5 protein-coding genes are annotated in these 5,619 nt (G+C 62.8%); all 5 read right to left on the bottom strand.

The annotated features are described in order from the left end of the window. Positions 1-1,361: bifunctional shikimate kinase/3-dehydroquinate synthase (locus tag Q1X90_RS00025; protein ID WP_300765617.1), on the bottom strand; the 1,361-nt coding region annotated here is incomplete at its 3' end. Positions 1,362-1,384: 23 nt separating this feature from the next. Then, on the bottom strand, positions 1,385-2,572 hold the full coding sequence (aroC, locus tag Q1X90_RS00020; RefSeq protein WP_300765616.1) for a chorismate synthase: 1,188 nt from the start codon (positions 2,570-2,572) through the stop codon (positions 1,385-1,387). Between the two features lie 144 nt (positions 2,573-2,716). Next, on the bottom strand, positions 2,717-4,084 hold the full coding sequence (gene mltG, locus Q1X90_RS00015) for an endolytic transglycosylase MltG (RefSeq protein WP_366944440.1): 1,368 nt from the start codon (positions 4,082-4,084) through the stop codon (positions 2,717-2,719). After that, positions 4,081-4,551, bottom strand: a complete 471-nt coding sequence (gene ruvX / locus Q1X90_RS00010; protein ID WP_300765615.1) for a Holliday junction resolvase RuvX — start codon at positions 4,549-4,551, stop codon at positions 4,081-4,083. The genes mltG and ruvX overlap by 4 nt, the downstream gene beginning before the upstream one ends. Before the next feature lie 3 nt (positions 4,552-4,554). Next, positions 4,555-5,619, bottom strand: a 1,065-nt coding sequence (locus tag Q1X90_RS00005; RefSeq protein ID WP_300765614.1) for a DHHA1 domain-containing protein, incomplete at its 5' end; no start/stop codon positions are given.

Here is a 5,619-nt window from a genome sequence, read left to right as displayed (position 1 = left end):
CCCACCGCGACCGCGTTGCCATGACGCCACCGGAAATGCTCCAACTGCTCGATCGCGTGTCCCAGAGTGTGGCCGTAGTTGAGAAACTCGCGAAGTCCCGACTCGCGAAGATCGGTCGCGACGTGATGCACCTTGACGCGCACGGTGCGTTCGATCAGTTCATCCACCACCGGCTCGAGGTCCGATCCGACGAATGTCTCCCCCTCGAACGATCTCAACTGACCCGCGTGCTCATCAAGGATGTCAAGGATGCCGACGTCACGGATGAAACCGGATTTGGCGACCTCGCCCAAACCCTCGATGAGGATGTCCGAAGGCAGCGTGGCCAAGGTGTCGGTGTCCGCGAGAACTCCGCCAGGCGTGAAGAACGAGCCGACCAGATTCTTCCCCGAGGGAATGTTGATGCCGGTTTTGCCTCCCGTGGAGGCGTCGACCATGGCCAGCAGCGATGTGGGGCAGTTGACATAGCGGATGCCCCGCATCCACGTGGCGGCCGTGAATCCCGCCAGATCGGTCGCGGCCCCTCCCCCGATACCCACGATCGCGTCGGATCTTGTGAAGCCCTCCTCGGCCAGTCGACTCCACACGCCATCGGCGACACGAACGGTTTTCCCCGCCTCCGCATCCGGTATGACGATCTCGACCACCTCATGGCCGGACTGGCGGAGCATCGTGCGAACCCTGTCCGAGTATCTGCGCACCGACTCCGTGTGGATCACGGCGACCCGGAGGACATCAGACCCCACCACAGAGGGAAGCTGATCGAGGACGCCGGCCCCGATGCGAACATCGTAGTCGGCTCCGCCCTCGACTGGAACATGCACAACACGTTCGGCAATCATCGTGACCATCCTTTTTGCCGCCGCCGAGGGCGACATACGCCGTGTCCTCACATCGCAGGTCGCTATCGAGGAGAAAACCGGATCCCTCTCCTCAAAGAGCTCACTCCACCGGCCTCGGGGGTCGCCCGCAAGCATCGGTCGGCCCCCGGCCTGCGCGGCCCTGTCCATCGCCTCCTGCGGATCGGCCCGCAGATAAATGATCCGTCCTCCGCGTGCGACATACTCCTCGAGCCGCCGACGTGTGCCCTCAGTCATGGGGGCTCCCCCACCCAAGGATAGTATTCCCCGACAGCTCTCGAGAAGATCAGCTATGACATGCTCCTCGAGGCGTCGGAAACCCGGTTCCCCATGGTCGCGGAAATACCGGGTGACCGACGTTCCGGCACGACGCTCGAGGTGTTTGTCCGAATCGTCGAAGGGCACATCGAGAATCCGCGCCGCCTCACGGCCTATACGCGTCTTGCCCGCGCCGGGCATCCCGATGACGACCGCCAGCGGACCATTCACCTGTGAGTCCATAACCGATACCTGCCGCCCGATCCCTACCGCATGTGCTCCGGCCAGGCCGCACGGTACGCGGCTGCATTGCGAGCGACCTCATCCACGGTGTCCCCTCCGAACTTCTCGATTACGAAACGCGCGAGAACCAGTCTGACCATGGCCTCGACGACTATGGACGCGGCAGGGACCGCCGTCGTGTCGGATCGCTGGTTGATGGCCTTCGCCGCCTCGCCGGTGGAGACATCGACTGTCCGCAGCGCCTTGGGAATGGAAGGAATCGGCTTCATGGCGGCGCGCACGCGAATCGGCTGCCCATTGGACATGCCACCTTCGATTCCACCCGCACGGTTGCTCAGCCGGCCTATGGTCCCGTCATCGCCCGGGATCATCTCGTCATGGGCCTGCGATCCAAAGCGCTCGGCCTCACGGAAGCCATCCCCTATCTCGACTCCCTTGATCGCCTGTACGCCCATAAGGGCTCCCGCCAGTGCCGCGTCAAGACGACGGTCGGATTCCACATAGGTCCCCAGACCGGCCGGAACGCCATAGGCAATGACTTCGACCACTCCTCCGACCGTGTCCGCGTTCTCCTTGGCCTCGTCCACTCGGGACACCATGCGGGCCTCGGCTCGCTTATCCAGCGTCCGGACGGGAGAGGCGTCAAGCGCATCACGGTCGTCGGGTGTCGGAAGGACATAATCGTCATCAACCCCCACGCCTCCCATGGACACGACGTGCGCGATCGTGCGAATCGACAGAGATTGCTCAAGGAAATCCCCCACTATCGCACCCAAAGCTACCCGGGATGCCGTCTCACGGGCGCTTGAGCGCTCCAGAACGGGACGGGCGTCGTCGAAGCCGTATTTACGCATGCCGGTGAGGTCCGCGTGCCCCGGACGCGGACGGGTGAGCGGCGCGTTGCGGCCCGTTGGCTCAAGCTCCTCGTCCAAGGCGTCGACGCTCATCACCTTGGTCCATTTGGGCCATTCGGTGTTGCCGATCTCCATGGCGATGGGAGATCCCAGCGAGAATCCATGACGGACGCCTGTGAGCACCCGGACATGATCACGTTCGAATGTCATACGCGACCCGCGGCCGTATCCCAGCCTTCTACGCGCAAGCGCGTCCACCACGTCCGATGTGGAGATCCTCACACCGGCGGGAAGTCCCTCGATCATGGCGACAAGCGCCTCGCCATGTGATTCGCCCGCGGTCTGCCAACGTAACATTCGTGACCTCATTCCTCCGTGATCCAGTCAGTCGAGCCCATCCTACTGCCACCAGCCATCTGGGACGACCGGTCTCCCAGCATGCGTCGGCGTGCCGATGGGAACACAAGCCGGGAAAGCGGTCGGCTGCGACAGGCGTTCACGCTAGTTCGCGTCGCTGTTCGAGTTCTTGTACTCCTCGCGTATCTTCCAGAACTCAGCCTCCGTGACCACGAACTTCGTCTCACCTGTGCTCAGATTCGTTGTGACGAAATACAGCCAGTTCCCCGACGGCGGATTGAGTGCGGCGGTGATTGCGGAGTCCCCGGGATTGCTTATGGGAGACGGCGGAAGTCCTTTGTGAAGACGCGTGTTATAGGTGTTCGACGAGTCGGCAAGCATCGCGTCGGTCAACTGGCTCGCCTTCACGCCCGCGCCGTAGGCCACCGTCGTGTCCATGCCCAGGACCATGGATTTCGACAGTCTGTTGAGAATGACACGAACCACTTTGCCGTAGTAGTCATCCTTGTTGACCTCGGCCTCGGCTATGGACGACATGATGAGAATCTTCTCGCGCTGCGCGCCCGTGGGAACCCCCAGGTCGTCGAGCTTCTCGATCCGCGCCTTGACCATCGGCTTGAGCACCTCGGCCGCAGTGGTCGCGGTGGACACGTCATAGGATCCGGGTTCGAGCCAACCCTCGAACTTTCCGCCGGCCTCCGGGGGGAGGATGCCGGATCCACCGGAATCGATGAGCGCGTTGAACTCCTTTGTCGTGATCTTCGTCAACGCGACGGCCTTCGCGACGACATCCGACACACGCTCGCCCGATTTGATCTCCAGCACACCTTTGGCGTTGCTCTGGTCGGACACAACCGACAGGGCATCGGCCGCTGACATGTGTTTTTTCAACTGATACGTGCCCGGATAGATGGTGGCGTCGTTCGCGGAAACAACGGTGGTGAACGCATCCGCCGATTTGACTACCGATGCCGACACCAGCCGCGAGGCCACGGAATTCACGCTTTCTCCCGTGGCTATGGTGAAGGTCACCGTGCCCGTGCCGGGTCCCGGGTAGTCCAGGCTTTCGGAACTTGATTCCTGCGATGCCCTGGCGGCGCTCCACCGTGACAGCGCCCGATATCCCTCGAATACCCCGACGCCGATCAGCGTGAGCACCAGACATGCCGCGACGATGAGGATGATGTTGTGCCGCTGATGCCTTTTGTGATCCCGGCGCCGTTGTCTGCGGGAGAACGGAAGGTTATCATCGGATGGGACATCCGGACCATCCGGCTCGCCCAGATCGCCGGAATCCGGATCTCCATGGACATCGGAAGCGTCGATCCGGTCAGACTCCCCACCCGTCCACTGGGCGCGACGTTCGAAGAACTCATCGAAGCCCTCGGGCTCCTGCTCGTCGTCGACCCCGTCCACGCCGACCGTCTTATCAAGCGTGCCACCGGCATCGGCGGCATCGTCGCTGCCGTTCACGTCGTCGTTGTCATCAGGCTTAAGCTCATCATCTGTCATCTGTCACGCTCCTCCTGTGACCGTGCATCCAACGCGGATTGCAGTATGAGAACGGCGGATTGCTGATCGACTCTGGCACGATGCCAGCGTTCGGCGATACCCGCGCTTCTCAGACCGTCATGCGCCATCACGGTGGTCAACCTCTCGTCACGCATGACGACCTGTGGAGCAGAACCTCCATGCCAATCATTCGATGCCACGGCATCCTCAACACGTCGCGAAAGATTCCGTCCCCACCGGGTGGCCTTTTTCCCACTCGCCCCGACAGAGCCATCGAGCATAAGAGGCAGTCCCACCACCACGACATCCACGTCGTTCTCTTCGATTATGCCAATCACTGCATCCAGCGCATGAAAGGAATCGCCGTGGACCTCGATATTCCCCTCGGGATGCGCGAAAGTCAGTTCCGGGTCGGACAACGCCAGCCCGACCCTCGCCTCTCCAAGATCCACACCCATCCAGACCATGGACTAGCCCATCATAGGCAGCCGCCGACGGACATCGCCGATCGCCTCATCGACCTTGCTGGCATCCACTCCCCCGCCTTGCGCGAAATCGGGCTTGCCGCCGCCGCCACCGCCAAGCACCTTCGCCGCGGACCTGACAAGGTCTCCCGCCTTGATGCCACGCGAACGCGCGGGTTCATTCGTTGCCACGGCGATCATCGGCCTGTCGTCCTCGCTCACACCGGCAAGTGCGATCACGACGGGACGTTCATCCCCGATTCTCGACCGGAGGTCCAGTACGGTGCGACGCAGCGCGTCGAAAGAGCCGAACGGGCCCACATTGCGTGAGACAAGGATCACGTCGTCGTGCGACGCCGCGGCCTCCGCGGCCAACGTCGGCACCGACTGCGCGAGTTTCGCCTCGTACATGGCCGAAAGGCGGCGGTCCGACTCCTTGAGCTTCGACAGAAGGACGGACACTCGTTCGGCCAGTTCGTCGGGACGGGCATTGAGCTTGTCGGACAGCTGCGAGACCAGGGCGTGCTCGCGGGCATGGAAATCGTATGCCCCCTTCCCCACGACGGCGTCGACGCGCCGCACTCCTGATCCGATGGAGGCCTCGGACATGATGCTCACGGCCCCGATCTTGCCGACGTGGTCGACATGGGTTCCACCACACAGCTCTCGGCTCCAGCCATCCTCACCGATGGAGACCACCCTGACGACGTCGCCGTACTTCTCGCCGAAAAGATGCATGGCACCAAGCGCTATGGCGTCATCGAACGGCATCTCCGTCGTCGTTACGGCGAGATTGTCGCGCAGCTTCTCGTTGACGCGCTCTTCCACGGCGTCCATCGCGCCGCGTCCCGGAGCCTTGGACCATTGGAAATCAAAGCGAAGGCGGTTGGGCGCATCCTCGGAGCCACGCTGGGTCGCCTGTGATCCCAGCTCCTCGCGCAACGCCTTGTGGACCATGTGGGTCGCCGTATGCGACCGGGCGATTGCCCCACGACGCTCCATGTCGATGTTGGCGTTCACCTGGGAGCCAACGACCAGCGTGCCCTCGGTGAGCCGGCATTGGTGGACGAT

This window comes from uncultured Bifidobacterium sp. (assembly GCF_949292005.1).
Classification (GTDB): Bacteria; Actinomycetota; Actinomycetes; order Actinomycetales; family Bifidobacteriaceae; genus Bifidobacterium.
This window is presented reverse-complemented; position numbering and strand designations above follow the sequence as displayed.